Below are 15018 nucleotides of genomic sequence, written 5' to 3' on the forward strand. Positions count from 1 at the left end.
TTTCATGAGCTTGTTGCCAATCCAAAACCAAAAAATGAGAAGCAGGACTTTGCTGTTCCAGCGAGCCTTCGAAATAAAGCACCAGCATCGCTCGATATTTCTGTGCCAGGGCATCCTTGGCGGTCGAAATTACCGTAAATAGCTGAATACCCCACTTCATAAAACTCGGGCCGGTTGCTCATCGCGATGGCGACCCGGTCACCCGTGTTCAAGCCCAGGTGATGGCGCAAGCTGAAGGCCATGGCTCTGACGCGCTGGGCGAACTCGCGGTAGTTGGCGTGGACTTGATCGTGCACGGTGAGCGCAGGCCGGTCACCGTGTTGAATCGCCGATTTTTCGAGCAAGGCTGCAATATTCATACTGACTTTCACACCCCGGTTGGGGTCTCTCCAATCACCTTGATCATCAGGAGCCCGATGACACACCGAGCCCCTGACATGACTTAGCAGGCCTTTTCTGGCAGCGGCAGGTGCACCCAATCGGTGTAGAAGGCTTCGATGTCCGGCTCAAATTCATGAATCACCGGGTACCAGGGTGTGGGCGCCTCGACGTCGTGCATGGTGCCGCACTCCGGGCAGTAGTACTCACGGTAGACCTGCCAGTTGGTGTCTGGCGCCATCAGCTTTGGATAGACTTCTTGCATGGCTTCCGGCGTGTCGCGCACATACACCAAGGCCTCCAGCTTCCAGTTCTTGCGGTAGTCGCCAAACTCGTGGCCGCAACTGCATTTGGTCACCCACTCCTTGCTGGTCTTGTTTTGCGCGATGTACAGGTGCAAGCTGATCGGCAGAATGATCTTGTCATCCCATGGCACTTTGGACTGCAGCGTATTCAAATACATGCGGAAGCGATCATGGTCTTTGGGCATGGACAGCATGCGCATGGTGGTTTCCCAGTCCAGCTTGCCTTCCACCAGGTAGTTCACTTGCTCTTGTGTATAAACAGACATTTTGTATCTCCAATAAGTTAGGGTAGTCGGGGCTAGGCCCCGACTTCAAATCATTCTTCGACCAGGGTCACGGTGCGGACATCGGGCAACTTCGACAGGTCCATCCGGTACTTGGAACCGAAGGACGGAACACCCAATTCGGATTCCGGCAGCTCCCAATCAGCGGGCAGTTCCCAGAACGCCTTGAACTCGTTCTTGAACTTGGCGCTGAGGTCAAAGCTGGTGGCAAACATGTGGCGCACCTGCACTGAGGCATGTTTGTCGATGACCCGAGCACGCTCTTCCTTCATCCATTCACGGGTTGGAATGGCTCTGGAGATCCGCTCCTTGCGCACTTCCTTGCGTCGTGATGCCGTCTTGGAAATGTCGACTTTCCATATCTCGTTGTCGTCTTGCGCGATCACGACGCCATACACCTTGATGGCGAATTCTGGCAGGATAAAGTGGCTGTTCAAATCGCCTTCAACCGATGCACAGTCGCGATCCAGCGGATCGCCAAAGCCGGGGCCGCCACGCAGATAGTTCAAGTACAGGTCATGGTTTTCGAAAATAGCTTCGGTGGTGGTGCACTGCTTGTCACGCTTGACCTCCGCAGTCGCGCTGATGTGCCGCTCGTATTCCGTATTTCCCGGGTTGCGGTCGGCGCCCAGCGGCAGCGACAGGCCTTCCTTGATGCGGGCTTTGAGATCGGTCTTGTGGGCTTCAAAACGATAGCCGGTCGCTGACGGGTAACCGCCCATCAGACCCCAGTCGCTGTTCATGTAGCCATTGCCTGAGAAGAACATCGTCCAGTCCTGCGCCTTCCACACCATGCGCAGGGTCTCGAAGCCGCAGCCACCGCGGAACTTGCCGTAGCCACCGGAGTTGGTCTTGACGTTGCGCCCCATGTACAAGAGCGGCTCGGCCATTTCCCAAATCTCGATATCGCCCATGTCGCCTTCGGGATTCCAAACGGCGGCATTATGGTTCAAGCCATCCTTGATTGCGCAGGCGCCGGTGCCGCAGGCGGCCGTTTCGAAATTATTGACCGCATGGACCTCGCCATCCTGGTTGATACCGCCGCCTTGCAGCCAGTTGCAAGCATTGGCATTGCCGGCATTGACTTCCTCCAGGAAGCCGCGGGCATAGTAGGCTTGGCTCATGCCGCGCCAGATGCCGCTCCAGGCAGACACCAGAAAATGCCATGCGTTGGCATGCGCGGTGCGGCGGTCGTCCGGATTCATCCACGTGCCTTTGGGAATCCTGAATTCGGTGGCGTAGTAGGCGCCATCGTTGATGCGCGCGGTCGGCACCAGGGTCTGCGTCAGCATGACCCAGATGCCGCTTGTGAACGCCACCTGGTTCGCGTTGTAGCTGTGCCAGCCCCAACGGCTGGCCCCTTCGAAATTGAGCTTCCACGTGGCATCCGGACGGATCGTCATTTCGCACGGCGCATGCATGATGCTGTTCATCTTGCCGAATTCCGACGCCAGGCTCATGTCCTCATGGTCATATGGCACATCGACAAACGAGACCCTGCGGTAGACCCCGGGAACAGTCATCGCCTTGAGCCGCAACTGAAGGCCGCGCCGTCCTTCTTCAATGATCTCGTGCGCAAACTTGGTGTAGTTCTCAATGCCTTCGGCTTCCAGCACTTCTTCCACCAGCTTGCGGATCATGTGGCAGCCGGCAATACGCGTGCGTTCGTCCAGAATCCAGTATTTGGCGGTGCGGACATTGCGTTGGCTCTCGTGCAACCAGTCGCGCAGCGGGGTGTCGTTGACGCCGGTCTTGCGGCAGGTGACCTGCAAGCCGTCACCGAAGCGCGACACCTGGCCGCTCGACATCGAACCGGGGGTCATTGCGCCGAGGTCAATGACGTGGGTCACACCGCCGACCCATCCAATCAGTTTGCCATCCCAGAAGATGGGAACGATGGTGGCGATATCGCAGGGATGCACATTGCCGATGGAGCAGTCGTTGTTGGTGAACATGTCACCCGGATTAATGCCTGGATTGATCTCCCAGGCGTTTTCTATCATGTATTTGATAGCAGCGCCCATGGTGCCGACGTGAATAATGATCCCGGTCGAGGTCAGTATGCAGTCACCTGCCGCGTTGTACAGCGTGAAGCACAATTCGCCTTCCTGCTCGACGATGGGCGATGCCGCAATTTTCTTTGCCGTCTCGCGGGCGTGCACCAGGCCGCCGCGAATCCTGGAGAACAGCTTTTCATAGGTGATGGGGTCGGATTCCTTGAACTCCAGCTTTTCCAGGCCGTTGTAAAAGCCGGTGGCTTTGGTCCGCTCCAGCACCTCGTCGCGATGCTCTTTGAGGGTCTTGCCGTTGCCCAGCAAATCAGGCAAACCAAATTCTCTTCTTGATAGCATATTCATGATTGAGCTCCTTGTTTAACTTCTTTAAGATGGAACAAACGGTGTTTGTCGCAATAGGTTTCGAACCCCAAGGGCACGATGAAGGTGGTGGACGGGGACTCGACAATGGCTGGCCCCACCACGCGGTTACCCGCCTTGAGCGCCTCCATCGACCAGATTTGCGCGTCCTGCCATTTTTTGTGGCGGTAGAACGGCCGGCTGCCGATATGCGCTTCCTTGGGCGGAATCGGACCCGCATCGGCTTCTTCCGGCAGTTCCGGTTTGGATGAAATCACGCTGCCGCGCATGATGGCGCCGGTCACACCAAAACCGAGTTCCGGTGAACTGGCCGAGCTCGCATAGACGCGGGCGTAGGTCTGGTCAAACGCGTGCACCATCTTGTCCCAGTCCGCCAGCGTGGACGCCTGGGTAATCGGTGAATTGATTTCAAGGTCGTTCAGTTGGCCCATGAACTGCATGCGGTAGCCCGGACGCAGCAACACATCTTCCGGCTTGAACCCGTTGATGACGAATTCCTCAATGACCTTTTCACTGAGTTCACCCCATGCTTCAGTCAGGGTTTTGCAGGCTTGCACTTTCTCGGCATCGGTGGCTTTCGGACCGACGCCGATGTCGACGCTCTTATCATAGCGGTATTCGTACTCGGCGCAGGCGCAACCAAAGGCTGAGAAGCCGGCCGCCCAGGCGGGCACCACCACATCCTTGAAGCCCAGGCCTTCGGTGTAGCCATAGGTGTGAACCGGACCGGCGCCGCCGTACGAGAAGCAAACAAAGTCAGCCGGGTTGTAGCCCTTGGCGCTGATGACGGAACGCATGTACTCACGCAGGTTCAAATCGAGCAGCTCGATCACACCGGCGGCGGCATCTTCAACCGTCAGGCCGAGTGGATCGGCAATTTGTTCCTTCAGGTATTTGCGGGCACGGTTGACGTCGAGCTTGATGGCACCGCCCAGGAAATTGTCGGGGTTGAGGTAGCCCAGCACGACGTGGCAATCGGACACCGACACGGTGTCGAGTCCGCTGTCGGCCCAGCACATGCCGACGCGATAGCCGGCGCTGTCGGGACCGAGTTTGATGGCTTTGCTGTAGGGGTCAATGCGGATAAAACTGCCGGCGCCGGCGCCCACCGAATCCATGGCCACCAGAGGCAGGGACAGCAACAGGCGCGCCATGTCGGGATCGGACTGGATCGCGAAGTTGCCCTTGGTGATGATCGCCATGTCGAAACTGGTGCCGCCAATATCGCTGCAGGCAATATTTTCGTAACCGAGTTTTTCACCCAGGAATTTCGAGCCGATCACGCCGCCGATAGGACCGGAGACGATGGTGCGGGCCAGCTCCTTGGCTTTCCAGCCAATGGTGCCGCCGTGGGTGGCCATCACGCGCAAATCGAACTTGGCGCCATGCTTCTTGAAACGGTCGCTGACCTTCTTCAGCGTTTCACGTGAAGGTTCAGCGGCGTAGGCTTCCAGAATCGTCGTGTTGGTACGGTGGCTTTCCTTGCGTGAAGGGTAGTAGTCAACGGTGGCGAAGACCGGGATGTTCGCGCCAATTTTGATCAATTCCTCACGGCAGATATCACGGGCACGCAGTTCGCTCTGCTCGTTCTTGTGCGACTGCAGCAGACTGATCACGATCGCTTTGGAGCCGCGTGCCACCAGCTCGCGGGTGGCGACGCGTACTTCCTCTTCGCGCAGCGGAATCACGACCTGACCCTGAACATCGGTACGCTCGGTGACGCCGCGTGTGCGCGAGAGCGGCACCAGCGGTTCATCGTAACGGTGGCAGTTCAAATGGATGCGTTCTTCCAGCGCATAGCCGAGGTAGCTCTGCGCCGCGCGACCCATCGAGTGGATGTCCTCGAAGCCCCGGTTGCACATCAGGCCGACATCCAGGCCTTTGCGTTGCACTACCCGGTTCAGCATGGCGGTGCCCGAATAGACGCAGGTCAGGAGTTCCGGGAAAACATCGTCAACCTTGAGCTTCCATTCCGCGAGCGCGTCGATCGACGACTCGTAGATGGCCTGGGATTCATCCCCAGGATTACTCTGTGCTTTGCCGACGACGAAGGAGCCGTCCTCTCGCACAAAGAAGGTGTCGGTCATCGTGCCGCCGGCATCGATTCCCATCACCTGTACGGGTGAATGTAGAGCTTGCATAAGTATCTGTCTCCTCAAGGGATAGTTGGCTTTTCAGACCCCGCCATCAGCCGTCAATTTGACAGTTGGTGGCCGGTACCAGCGATGGAACTAAATTGAATCGCTACCGGGGTATTGCAAAGGGCATGCCAAGGCTCGGGAAAGATTGAAATCAGTCACTTTCCCCAATGAATGGATGCAAAAGACGTACTGTTTCGAGACCGGTCGATGCAGTTCGCGGGCGTTTGTTTTTCGAACGCTTGCATGGCAATCGTTCGGAAATCGAACGACGTTGCGCCGGTGACGCCGGGCAGCGATTCGTAACTGAAAGCGATATCTGTTACAGCCCGTGTCGTACACGCGCAAGCAAGGGTTTTGGAGCGTATCCCGGGCCGACGCGCGCGGGTATATTGGCAGACAAAAACTTTTTTCAAGATGTTCCCATAGGTGACTTGGGGCAGATGGCAGCAGCGTGGCACTGCTGGGATACGGCGCATAGCCAGTAGGAGACAACATGAGTGCCAATGAGCCCAATCGGCGGCTATCCAATCCCGAAAACAACCGCACGATCATGGCCACCTGGGAGCGGTTTCTCAGCGGACAGGCGCCAGCACCCAACGCCTTGCGTTGCCTGATCGATGACTCCTGGCGGCGCTGCCTGGAAGTGCAGGTGGACCCCAGTCGGCAGCAGGCGCCTTCGCCCGTCAATGAGGCCACGCTCACTTCCCTGCAACACCAACATCGGGAGTTGCTCACCGCCGGTAAACAGGTGATGGCGATGGCCAGGGATTTTCTGGCCGAGACTGAAACGATCATGATCCTGACCGATCCGGCCGGGATGATTCTGAGCGTCGAAGGGGATCCTCGCGCCTTGGGCGCGGCTGAAGACATTCATCTCATTGCCGGCAGCAACTGGAGCGAGCAGATTTGCGGGACCAATGCGATCGGAACCGCCCTGTCCGTCGGCCTGCCGGTGCAGATCCATGCGGCAGAGCATTTTTGTGAAGGCATCAAGCAGTGGACCTGTTCAGCGGCCGTCATCCGTGATCCCTATGACGGCAGGATCGTGGGCGCGGTCGACGTGTCCGGCTTGGGCAAAACCTTCGGTCCACACAGTCTTGCTTTGGCCGTCACCACGGCCGGTCGCATTGAAAGCCAACTGGCCAAATTGGAGATGGACTTTCGCTATCAATTGCTGGAGCGTGGCATGGCGAAAATGGCCAGTCCGACCGACGGCATCATTATTTGCGATCGTCGCGGTTACCCGATCAAGGTCAACGAGCGGGCCGCCACGGCGCTGAGCGCGCGCGGCATCAATTTCGATTTCAAAAACACGACCCAGATACCGTCCTTGCGGATGGGGGTCTTCGCGAGTTCCACGCGCGTGGATGCGCCCGCATGGCTGCGTACGGATTGGGTAGAGCCCATCATGGAGGCCGGGGAGCGCATTGGCAGTCTGTTGACCATACCGGGCTTGCCGCAGTCTGGCGTGACGGCGCACTTTTCCCGAAAGGAACAAGCCGCGAAAGCCGTGCTGTCCACGGACATCAGGGGCTTCGCGGGTATTGTGGGCAAGAGCCAGGTCTTGACGCAAGCGGTGCAAAAGGCCAAGCTGCTGGCAAAAACCAACGTGCCGGTGCTGCTTCTCGGTGAGACCGGGGTTGGCAAGGAAAACTTTGCGCAAGGAATCCACCAGGCCGGGCCCACGGCCGATCATCCCTTTGTGGCTGTTAACTGCGGCGGGCTGTCCAAGGATCTCCTGGCCAGCGAACTGTTCGGCTATTGCGAGGGCGCCTTTACCGGGGCGCGCCGCGGCGGCATGGTTGGCAAGGTCGAGGCCGCGACTGGCGGCACGCTGTTTCTCGACGAGCTCGGCGAAATGCCCCTGGAGTTGCAGCCGCACTTCTTGCGGGTGCTGGAAGAAGGGGAAATTTATCGAATCGGTGAAACCACGCCACGAAAAATCAGCATCAAACTGATCGCGGCGACCAACAAGAATCTCCGCGATGCCGTGGCGGAGGGCCGGTTCCGCATGGACCTCTTTTACCGGGTTTCGGTGACCAGCATTCACATTCCACCGCTGCGAGAGCGGCAAGAAGATATTCGAACCCTGGTTGAGCATTTCCTGCGAAAGTTTGCCGAGCAGTACGGCGCTACTGTCAAGCAGGTCCAGCCGGAGGTCATCAGTGCGTTGGAAAGTTATGCCTGGCCAGGCAACGTGCGCGAGTTGCGCAATGTCATCGAGAGCATGTTTTTGCTCAATGACGGGCCGTCATTGGGTTGTGATGACCTGCCCGCTGAAATTGGCTTGCCGATCACTACTGACGGCATGAAAGCAGGTGAACGATCGTCCGCGACCAAAGGCAGTCTGGAAGATTCGGGACTTGAATTCATCCGCGAGACGATCGAAACCTACCGAGGTAACCTGACCCTGGTGGCCAGGCACCTTGGCATTGCCAAGAGCACCCTGTATATCAAGCTCAAAAAATATGGCCTTGACCAGGTCGTGGACAGCGTCAGGGGTCCGGGTCGCTAGGGTTACGCTGGAGCCAGCTACAACTGGGCCTCCACTCTGCAGGCGCCGGTGAACGTGCTGCGCCTGAGTCTGCACCCGCTCGGCATCGCCAGCCACATCGTCAATCTGGTGCAGTGGCGCGCCCACCTGTTTGAGCGCTTGCGCCAGCAAATCACGGCAACGGCCGACCCGGCGCTGGTGGCTTTGCTGGACGAGCTCAAGGCCTACCCTGTGCCGGATGAGGCCACCGACCTGCCGCATCACGCTGGCAAGGTACGCTCCAGCGCGGCGCGATCCCAGGTCCCCAGATTGGCGGCGGCCTCGTAACTGCTCTGCAAAAAATCAAGCAGTCGGGCGTCCGGTGCGTCGGCCCGTCGTACCTCGTCGTACGGCAGGATGAACTCGTGCAAGTCCGGGTTGTAACGCGCGCCCGCGGGACGCACGGCTGCCGCGCTGAAGCCGGGTGGTTCCGGATAAGCATAGGCATAGAAGACCGGCTCGGGCAGCATCTCACCGCCCGGCCAAAAACCACAGCTGCTGACCTCGTGCGAGTAGGCCTCGCGCATGACCCAGTCCGGGCAATGCGGCACGCCACCGGGATGCTGCGGCGCCGTTCGCCCGGAAAAACGCGTCACCGCCAGGTCAAAGCTGCCCCAAAAGAAATGCACCGGGCTGCACTTGCCGATGAAGCGGGCGCGGAACTGCTTGAGCACGCGGTCGCTCTGTACCAGCGCGAGCCAGAAGTTATGGGCCTGCGCGGCGTCATACGACGCATGTTGCTGATCCTGTTCAAACGGGATGCCATCCACGATTTCATTGGGCGTGGTGTGGATCTTGACGCCCAGTCCGAGCGCGGCCAGTTGCGCCATCAGGTCCCGGTAAAAGTCTGCCACCGGGCGCGGCTTCAAGGGCAGCGTTGTCACCGCCCCGTCGCTGGTTTCGATCAGCAGTCGATGGTCGATCAGGTCGAAATCAATCTGAAACGTGCGCGCACCAAAGGGCATGGGCGAGGTCGCCAGGCCGCGCGCCGTGACATAGAGCGGGACATGCCAGGAATGGTTGAGCCACGGCGTCTGCGTCAGCCGGATTTTGCCGACGATCTGGGTCCACAGGTGCAGCGTGACGCAGGTGTCCTTCCAGGCCGCGTAGTCCAGGGCGGGCCAAGGCGACGAGTTGGTACCGGGGTCCGGTAAATCTGCATGGGCCATGGTTGCCTCCGCGCCGGTTCTTATCGCCTTACGACTTCACAAAATCGACAAAACCGGCCAGGAATTGCTGTAATTGGGCCTTGATTTTCTCGTCCACCAAGTCGCCTTGTTCGTTGAAGACACTGCCAGCGCGCGCCACCATCAGGCGGGCGCCGAACCAGGGCTGCGTGCCCAGTGTTCGCAGCACCGGCAACCAGGCATTCTGGGCCAGGATGGTGCCGAAGCCGCCGGGCGACGCGCCTATGACGGCGACTCGGCGATTGGCAAAGACGCGCGCACTGTCGGCCGGTGGACGCGACAGCCAGTCGAGTGCATTCTTGAACACGCCGGGCATCGCATTGTTGTACTCCGGCGTGACCAGCAGCAGCCCGTCGGCCGCCGCAATCCGGTCCTTCAGCGCGCTCACCGTGGGTGGAATACCCTCGCTGTCCTCGACATCGCCGTCATACAAGGGAATGCCTTTGATGCTGGCGATGTCCAGGCTGGCGCCCGCCGGCATCAAGGGGGCGGCCGCGCGCAGCAGCGCGGCGTTGAAGGAGCCGGCGCGCAGGCTGCCTGCCAGTCCGATGATGGTTGTCATGGTGCACTCCCAGGTTGCGGCCCCAAAACTGGTTGAGGCACATTGCCCTGATTTATACGGGCTCCGGGGGCAGATTGCAAACGACGCGGCATTGCCCCCAACGGGGGCCGGTGCTTGCGTGCCTCCGGGTGGCACAGAAAATATTGGTTAAATTGGCCTCTAGCCACCGTGTAATAAGCTTGAGTAGCTATTAAAAATATAGCTAATTCAAATCAACTTTTGGGGCACTTCGCGCGGCTTGCCATGTTCATCAATCGCCACGTAGGTGAGGGACGCCTCCGTGACCTTGGCGTATTCATTGAGCGACCCGAAACGTTCGGCAAAGACTTCAATCTTGACCGTGATCGAGGTCCGGCCAATCCGGGTCAGCTTGGCAAAAAACGACAGAATATCGCCTACGCGCACCGGCTGCTTGAAGACAAATTCATTCACCGCCACGGTGACCATGCGGCCCTTGACATAGCGGGCCGGCACCACGGCGCCCGCCAGATCGACCTGCGCCATCACCCAGCCGCCAAAAATGTCGCCATTGGCGTTGCAGTCGCCGGGCATGGGAATGACCTTGAGCACCAGTTCCTGGTCGGTGGGCAAGTGCACGTTGGCGCCGCAGCCGGTCGTGGCGGGGTTGGGGCTTGGGTTTGCGGACATGGGCACAATCTAGGTTAATTAATACTTTGCCGGACAGACCGCAGCTACGCAAAGCGAGCCAGCTCTGTCCACAACATTTTGAGGATTGTCCACCCATGCGCCACGCTGGCGGATCCACCCACTCTTTCCAAGCCGCCCCCTCGGCATCCACCCCCGCAGCCGCCCGGTCTGACTGGGCCACCTTGCGTCGGCTGTTTCCCTATCTGTGGGAATACAAATGGCGTGTGATGGCCGCATTGGCGTTCATGGTGGCCGCCAAAACGGCCAACGTCGGCGTGCCTTTGCTGCTCAAACAACTGATCGACACCATGAACCCCAAGGGCGGCATCGACGCCACGGCCTTGCTGGTGGTGCCGGCCGCCTTGCTGCTCGCCTACGGCTTGCTGCGCCTGTCAACCACCTTGTTTGCCGAACTGCGCGAACTGGTGTTTGCCAAAGCCACCGAAGGCGCGTCGCGCACAATTTCGCTGCAAGTGTTTCGCCATTTGCATGCCCTGAGCTTGCGCTTTCACCTGGAGCGCCAGACCGGTGGCCTGACGCGCGACATCGAGCGCGGCACGCGGGCGGTCAATTCGCTGATCTCGTACTCGCTTTACAGCATCATTCCGACGCTGATCGAAGTGACCATGGTGCTGTCTTACCTGGCCATCAAGTTCGACATCTGGTTTGCCTTGATCACCATCATCGCCCTGGTGTTCTACATCAGCTTCACGGTCAGCGTGACCGAGTGGCGCACCAAGTTTCGCCGGCAGATGAACGAGCTGGACTCCAAAGCCCACAGCCGCGCCATCGACTCGCTGTTGAACTTCGAGACCGTCAAGTACTTCAACAACGAAGAGTTCGAGGCCCACCGCTACGACGAAAACCTGAAGAATTACCGCCTGGCGGCTCTCAAGAGCCAGCGCACTTTAAGTTTGCTCAACACCGGCCAGCAGCTCATCATCGCTACCGGCCTGGTCGCCATGCTGTGGCGCGCGACGCAGGGCGTGGTGGAAGGCCACATGACCCTGGGCGATTTGGTGATGGTCAACGCCTTCATGATCCAGCTCTACATCCCGCTGGGATTTTTGGGCGTGTTGTACCGCGAGATCAAGCAGAGCCTGACCGACCTGGACAAGATGTTCACCCTGATGGAGCGCGAGCGCGAAATTGCCGACGTGCCAGGTGCGCAGCCGCTCAAGGTGGATGGCGCCAACGTCACCTTCAGCCACGTCAGCTTTGCCTATGAGGCGGCGCGGCCGATTCTGCACGACATCAGTTTCGAGATTCCGGCCGGTAAAACGGTGGCGGTGGTCGGCCCCTCGGGCTCGGGCAAGTCCACGCTGGCGCGGCTGTTGTTCCGCTTCTATGACGTGCAGCAGGGGCAGATTTTGATTGCCGGGCAGGACATCAAGCAGGTGACGCAAGCCAGCGTGCGCCAGGCGATTGGCATCGTGCCGCAAGACACGGTGCTGTTCAACGACACGGTGGAATACAACATCGCCTACGGCAAACCCGGCGCCACGCGGGAGCAGGTGATCGAAGCGGCGCGCAGCGCGCACATTCACAACTTCATCAGCGCCACGCCCAAGGGCTACGACACCATGGTGGGCGAGCGTGGCCTCAAACTATCCGGCGGCGAAAAGCAGCGCGTGGCGATTGCCCGCACCCTGCTGAAGAACCCGCCGATCCTGATCTTCGACGAAGCCACCTCGGCGCTGGATTCCGCCAACGAACGCGCCATTCAGGCCGAGCTGCAAAGCGTGGCGCAGAACAAGACCACGCTGGTGATTGCGCACCGGCTGTCCACGGTGGTGGACGCGCACGAGATTCTGGTGATGGACGCAGGTCGCATCATTGAGCGGGGTTCGCATGCGGAATTGCTGGCAGCCAATGGGCGCTATGCGGAGATGTGGGCGCTGCAGCAGTCGACGGCTGAGTAGGATTGTGGGTATTTTAGGCCTCTAGCCCAGGTGGGGTGTGCGTTAGTAGCTATTTAAATGATAGTGTATTGGGTGCGGGAAGTTGCATTCATTCTGGGCTCTTTGCGGGCGGGTCTGCAGCGGTTGCTGACGCCCAAGTACGCCCTCCGCCGTGCGGCGATCCCTTATGACTTGACTTTCTTCAAAGGTTTCGACTTGCCAGAACTATTGAGGGCGACCGCTTGGCGAACGAGCGCCTTGAAGGCGGCCCCATCAACTTCTTCGCCTTCGTGGATGTCAATTGCGCGGCGGGTATGTCCGTCGAGACTCGCGTTGAAGAAACGGGCCGGATCCTTCAGAGACGCGCCCTTGGCGAAGGTAATCTTCACTTTGTCCTTGTAGGATTCGCCAGTGCAGATGATGCCGTCGTGCGACCAAACCGGAGTGCCCATCCACTTCCACTCCTCGACGACGTCCGGGTCTGCTTGCCGGATGAGCTTGCGCATTCTGCTGAGGGTTTCCCCGCGCCAGTCTCCGAGTTCGGCGATTCTTTTCGAGATGAGCTCCGATGCCGACTGGTCATGGCTTGCGTCCGACTTTTTCATGTTCTCTTCCTAGACGTCCCAGAAATATTTCGTTTGCAAGAAAGCCGAGGATAACCGTCAATGCCGGAGACTGCGATCGCAGGCGCGTGCAATTCGAGATCAGTCTGCACCCCTCGCCAAAGGGTAGACAGCAGGGTTCAGTCGGCGGGTCTGGCCAGTTCCAGCACCATGGCGCGTACTCTCCCATTGGGCGCAATCAGTCCGGGCTCTGCACCGTGAAGGCTTTGGATGTTTCGCTCGGGAGAGAGACAGAGGCGGTCCAACTCCGCTTGCCGTGCGCTCATGGCGAACTGTCGGGCATGGCGTGAGAAGGGGGTGTTTGTACCTGGACCTGCGCCAGCATCTTCCAGGTCAGCCCGAGCGGCCTATCGGTTTTGAATGAAACCAGTTGTCTGGAAAGCCTGGCGATCTCAATGCCCTTGCGCAGATTCGCGCCAACCTGGCCCCCTACCTTGTCGGCGTTGGAGATCAGCCGGTCGAGATTGCCATTGATTCGAAGCAGCGTTGCTGCGGTTTTGCGGCCTACCTTGTCCACACCGGGGACGCCATCCACCGCGTCACCCATGAGGGCCAGCAGATCGCCCATCTGCGATGGCGTGACACCGAATTTCTCCTGCACATAAGCCGCGTCACGCCAAGCGTCTTTGAAGTGGTCGTAAATAAAGACCTGGTCATTGAGCAGTTGCAAAAAGTCCTTGTCGGTCGACAAAATGATGGCTCGCTCCGACCTGGCCTTGCACCATTTCTCAACCAGCGCGGCAATGGCATCGTCCGCCTCTATGCCCTCAATGGCAATCCAGTGCAAGCCCATGTCATGCAATTCTTGCTTGATGCTCAGGAATCCATCGCGCAAGTGTTGCGGCATGGGTTTTCGGTTGGCTTGATAGGTTTCATAGAGGTCATGTTTCCAGGTGCGGCCCCCATGGTCAAAAACCGCAACAGCGTGGGTCGGCCTGTGGGTCTTGAGGGCGCGCTTGAACGAGCTCAGGCTTGATTTGATGGTGTCGGCCACCTTCTCCTCGGTGTCTGGCTCGGGAATAGCCTCGTGAATACGCCTGATGATGTTCAGCGCATCAATAATTAGCAGGGACATTGTGTGATCGCGTCGGTTTGAAACTTCTCATAGAGACGAAGATTATCCTGTTGCCCATCCCACGTAGGGGGGCAGCAGCGGCCATAGTAAGCCATTGACACCCCGCTGAAAAACCCGCCGATCCTGATCTTCGACGAAGCCACCTCGCCCGCGATGTAACTGTCGACCACGCGCACCGCGACACCCGGAAACATGGACACTTGGGCGTCCCACAGGAAGCCTGGGCTACGGGTGACGACCCTTTGCCGCGACGTGAACGGCTTCCACTGCTCGTCTGTGCTTGCCGACGAACTTTCTCAGAGGTCGAAGTTCACTTTGAAAGGCTGCTGATGTTTTCACCGCCGTTACCGGACCTTACAAACGAAACAATCTGAGTACACCCCATTTCATCGTTCGAACGTTTAATGCGTACGCACGCCAAATGGCGATTTACTCAACAAAATTTTTTATGAACATGACACAAACCTCCAATCGCATTCATCCCTTATTGGCAGTCGCAGCGGTATCTGTCACGCTGGTCTGCCTGGTGGGCATTGCCGCCATCACGGACGTTCTACCGAAGTCACACAGTTCCGCAGCAGACAGTGCGCCCAAAACAGGCGTGGTTGCTCCGGTGCCGACGCCGTTGGCCGCAATACCTGAAAGGGGTGCCAACGAGGCCATGCAGAGCAAGCCTGCAGTGCATCAATACACGCGTGCTCCTGTCAAGCCGGCTCGGCAATATGCCCCGGTTCCTTCACAGCCGCCCGCGGCACCTGTTGCTCAAAATAGTCCAGTTGGAATTGGCGTGGGCGCAGTTGTCGGTGGACTGCTGGGCAATCAGGTGGGTGGTGGCAATGGTAAAACCCTGGCAACCATAGCCGGCGCCGTGGGTGGTGGATACATCGGTAACGAAGTCGCCAAGAAAAATCAGTAACCGGCACCCGCGCCTTTCCTCGGGCTTGCGGTGAGTCACGCTCCCCCCCGTATCGGTAAGACAGGGCACGCCAGGCGTCCCGTCGCGATC

General features: G+C 58.9%; 13 protein-coding genes and 3 pseudogenes. 5 read left to right on the forward strand and 11 right to left on the reverse strand.

Translation table 11 applies throughout. The features are described from left to right. Positions 1-138 (forward strand): annotated as a pseudogene (locus WA157_RS11990) (IS1595 family transposase); the annotation flags it as partial. 26 nt (positions 139-164) lie between these two features. Here WA157_RS11990 and WA157_RS11995 read toward each other — a convergent pair. The 4 genes and pseudogenes from WA157_RS11995 to WA157_RS12010 form a co-directional block, all read right to left on the reverse strand. Beyond that, a pseudogene (locus WA157_RS11995) lies at positions 165-359 on the reverse strand (AMP-binding protein); the annotation flags it as partial. A gap of 83 nt (positions 360-442) precedes the next feature. After that, positions 443-949 carry an acetone carboxylase subunit gamma gene (locus tag WA157_RS12000; protein WP_422621176.1) on the reverse strand — a complete coding sequence of 169 codons (507 nt, stop codon included), beginning with the start codon at positions 947-949 and terminating at the stop codon, positions 443-445. A gap of 50 nt (positions 950-999) precedes the next feature. Continuing rightward, positions 1000-3324 (reverse strand): hydantoinase B/oxoprolinase family protein, encoded by a 2325-nt coding sequence (locus WA157_RS12005; protein WP_422621177.1) that lies wholly within the window; start codon positions 3322-3324, stop codon positions 1000-1002. Continuing rightward, positions 3321-5483: a hydantoinase/oxoprolinase family protein gene (locus tag WA157_RS12010; RefSeq protein ID WP_422621178.1), complete on the reverse strand. Its 2163-nt coding sequence runs from the start codon at positions 5481-5483 to the stop codon at positions 3321-3323. The genes WA157_RS12005 and WA157_RS12010 overlap by 4 nt, the downstream gene beginning before the upstream one ends. Before the next feature lie 493 nt (positions 5484-5976). Between WA157_RS12010 and WA157_RS12015 the strand changes: the two genes are divergently transcribed. Continuing rightward, positions 5977-7998, forward strand: coding sequence for a sigma-54-dependent Fis family transcriptional regulator (locus tag WA157_RS12015; RefSeq protein WP_422621179.1), 2022 nt, complete (start codon positions 5977-5979; stop codon positions 7996-7998). Between the two features lie 36 nt (positions 7999-8034). Next, a complete protein-coding gene (locus WA157_RS12020; RefSeq protein WP_422621221.1) occupies positions 8035-8304 on the forward strand; it encodes a hypothetical protein in 270 nt (89 codons plus the stop codon). Here the strand turns inward: WA157_RS12020 and WA157_RS12025 are convergent. The 3 genes from WA157_RS12025 to WA157_RS12035 all read right to left on the reverse strand — a co-directional run bounded on the left by WA157_RS12025 (position 8238) and on the right by WA157_RS12035 (position 10413). Continuing rightward, a complete protein-coding gene (locus WA157_RS12025; protein WP_422621180.1) occupies positions 8238-9185 on the reverse strand; it encodes a DUF5996 family protein in 948 nt (315 codons plus the stop codon). The two genes, WA157_RS12020 and WA157_RS12025, sit on opposite strands and share 67 nt — an antisense overlap. 28 nt (positions 9186-9213) lie before the next feature. Next, entirely contained in the window at positions 9214-9765 is a 552-nt protein-coding gene (locus WA157_RS12030; protein WP_422621181.1) for an NADPH-dependent FMN reductase, read from the reverse strand. Positions 9766-9972: 207 nt separating this feature from the next. Next, on the reverse strand, positions 9973-10413 hold the full coding sequence (locus WA157_RS12035; RefSeq protein ID WP_422621182.1) for an acyl-CoA thioesterase: 441 nt from the start codon (positions 10411-10413) through the stop codon (positions 9973-9975). Positions 10414-10508: 95 nt separating this feature from the next. On the opposite strand from WA157_RS12035, the gene WA157_RS12040 reads away from it, so the two are divergent. Beyond that, positions 10509-12335 (forward strand): ABCB family ABC transporter ATP-binding protein/permease, encoded by a 1827-nt coding sequence (locus WA157_RS12040; protein WP_422621183.1) that lies wholly within the window; start codon positions 10509-10511, stop codon positions 12333-12335. Between the two features lie 164 nt (positions 12336-12499). Here the strand turns inward: WA157_RS12040 and WA157_RS12045 are convergent, their stop codons facing one another. From WA157_RS12045 to WA157_RS12060, 4 genes and pseudogenes are all read right to left on the reverse strand, one after another. After that, positions 12500-12919 carry a DUF1801 domain-containing protein gene (locus WA157_RS12045; protein WP_422621184.1) on the reverse strand — a complete coding sequence of 140 codons (420 nt, stop codon included), beginning with the start codon at positions 12917-12919 and terminating at the stop codon, positions 12500-12502. Positions 12920-13056: 137 nt separating this feature from the next. Continuing rightward, positions 13057-13203 carry a hypothetical protein gene (locus tag WA157_RS12050; protein ID WP_422621185.1) on the reverse strand — a complete coding sequence of 49 codons (147 nt, stop codon included), beginning with the start codon at positions 13201-13203 and terminating at the stop codon, positions 13057-13059. Then, positions 13200-14012 carry a 5'-3' exonuclease gene (locus tag WA157_RS12055; protein ID WP_422621186.1) on the reverse strand — a complete coding sequence of 271 codons (813 nt, stop codon included), beginning with the start codon at positions 14010-14012 and terminating at the stop codon, positions 13200-13202. The genes WA157_RS12050 and WA157_RS12055 overlap by 4 nt, the downstream gene beginning before the upstream one ends. Next, a pseudogene (locus WA157_RS12060) lies at positions 14000-14281 on the reverse strand (DUF6920 family protein); the annotation flags it as partial. The gene WA157_RS12055 and the pseudogene WA157_RS12060, both read right to left, overlap by 13 nt. A gap of 152 nt (positions 14282-14433) precedes the next feature. Here WA157_RS12060 and WA157_RS12065 point away from each other — a divergent pair. Then, entirely contained in the window at positions 14434-14928 is a 495-nt protein-coding gene (locus WA157_RS12065) for a glycine zipper 2TM domain-containing protein (RefSeq protein WP_422621187.1), read from the forward strand. Positions 14929-15018 lie beyond the last annotated feature (90 nt).

This window comes from Rhodoferax ferrireducens, assembly GCF_049302455.1.
Classification (GTDB): Bacteria; Pseudomonadota; Gammaproteobacteria; order Burkholderiales; family Burkholderiaceae_C; genus Rhodoferax; species Rhodoferax ferrireducens_B.